Below are 1,775 nucleotides of genomic sequence, written 5' to 3'. Positions count from 1 at the left end.
AAATATCCATATCTGCTCAAAGGATTGGCTATTCGGCGCAGTAATCAAGTGTGGTCTACGGATATAACGTATATCCCTATGGCAAAAGGCTTTGTTTATTTATGTGCTGTGATTGATTGGCATAGCTGCAAGGTACTTGCACATAGGGTATCGATTAGTATGGAGGTGGATTTTTGTATTTCGGCTTTAAATGAAGCGATTGAAAAATATGGATCACCTGAAATATTTAATACAGACCAAGGCAGTCAGTTCACCAGTGATGCATTTATTGATGTATTGAAATCAAATGGCATTCAAATCAGTATGGATGGGAAAGGACGATGAATGGATAATGTGATGATTGAGCATTTATGGCGCAGCGTGAAGCATGAGGAAGTCTATTTGAAGGCTTACGATACGGTTAAACAAGCGAAACAATCAATTGCTGAATATTTGGATTTTTATAACATGATACGTCCTCATTTAAGTTTGAATAAGGCAACACCGAATGAAATTTATGATCAACATTTACTAAAAGTAATGGCAGCATAATTTAAATATTTAGAGCGGATTTATCACTTATAAAACTAAATTGAGTGGTCTAATTAACGGAACCACATTAGATGACCAATTTGTTGTACGGTAAATTTTAGGTGTAGGCTTATTCATCTGAGAATTATATTGCTGAATAAGCCTTAAGAGGTAGATTTATGCAACCAAGCCATGTGTGTATAGAATTTTGGTGACTATTCACATTTCTGTTCCATGATTCATGGTTATTTATTACTTATTTTACTATGTCATGGGCGATACAAGAATTAAGGTAACCTTATGAAAATAGCGAATACGAAATTACTAGTTGGTGGTTTTATGGCCCTAACTTTAACTATGCTTAGCCCTGCCGTACTTGCAAATGATAACAATGATATTCGAAAGACTGTTGTAGTTAAGTTTGCAAAAAAAGCTTACTCTGCAAATTATTACGGGAGGCTAGATGGATACAAGTATGATTCCTACAAATTTTATGCTAAAAAAGGGCAAAAGTTAAAAGTGACGTTGACTGGAGGAAATATTGAAACTTACTTATGGGGTAATCAATTAAAAGACTCTATCAATCTTGGAGAATATTCTCCAGAGCTTGATGATAATGGTGTTTATATTTTACCTGCTTCAGGTGAGTATGAAATTAGAGTATTACAACCTAGATCACAGGCAAGAAAAGATAAAAAACCTCAATACTGGATGAGTATTAACATTAAATAAAGACTTGCTAGATTCGTTTAAACTTTTATACAAGGGTTCAAAAACTATTGCCAGTTAAGCAGGGCGTGATTTTTACGTATATGTATTTATGTTAGTAAAATGATGTAGTTTACTTGTTTAATACCCCGAGGAATAATTTAATCTTGCTGTGCGTTAGTCACTTTTCTTTCAAAAGTTGATTATATCTTTCAGCGTAACCGTCGTGATATTCAAGCCCTTTTGATAGCAATTTGCAGTGGCTTTGTTGCACAAAGATTTGAAATACAAAGCCCCCTAATTGAGCCAAATTTAAGGCGTAACTTGGGTAAGTGGTCGACCTAATTCCGTAAATCTGTTGAGGACTGCTACACGTGCATGAATTTCATTGACTTGGCTATCAAATTTTCTTGCACTGAGTTTATCCCCCAATAATTTGATGCAATGCATCTTAGTTTCGACCAAACTTCGGCAATGATAGCCGGACCATTTTTTCCATAATGTCCTGCCTAAACGTTTAACTGTTCGAAGTAATTCATTTCGCGCTAGCGAGCTGA

Annotated in this window: 2 protein-coding genes and 1 pseudogene; 2 read left to right on the top strand and 1 reads right to left on the bottom strand. The window is 35.2% G+C overall.

Annotated features, from left to right (window positions below; translation table 11 throughout):
- Nucleotides 1–531 (top strand): annotated as a pseudogene (locus EXE10_RS20860) (IS3 family transposase); the annotation flags it as partial.
- A gap of 279 nt (nt 532–810) precedes the next feature.
- Nucleotides 811–1,242, top strand: coding sequence for a PPC domain-containing protein (locus EXE10_RS20855; protein ID WP_130114586.1), 432 nt, complete (start codon nt 811–813; stop codon nt 1,240–1,242).
- 288 nt (nt 1,243–1,530) lie between these two features.
- Here the strand turns inward: EXE10_RS20855 and EXE10_RS20850 are convergent.
- Nucleotides 1,531–1,775 (bottom strand): transposase (locus EXE10_RS20850; RefSeq protein ID WP_165383062.1); only part of this gene is annotated, 245 nt, incomplete at its 5' end.

The sequence above is a fragment of the Acinetobacter sp. WCHAc060033 genome (genome assembly GCF_004209125.1).
In the GTDB taxonomy this organism is placed as follows: Bacteria; Pseudomonadota; Gammaproteobacteria; order Pseudomonadales; family Moraxellaceae; genus Acinetobacter; species Acinetobacter wuhouensis.
Note: the sequence above shows the minus strand (reverse complement) of the source record. Positions and strands in the feature narration are given on the sequence as shown.

Coding starts and splice junctions, on each gene's coding strand:
- EXE10_RS20855 (WP_130114586.1), top strand. CDS start 811: ATGAAAATAGCGAATACGAAATTACTAGTTGGTGGTTTTATGGCCCTA.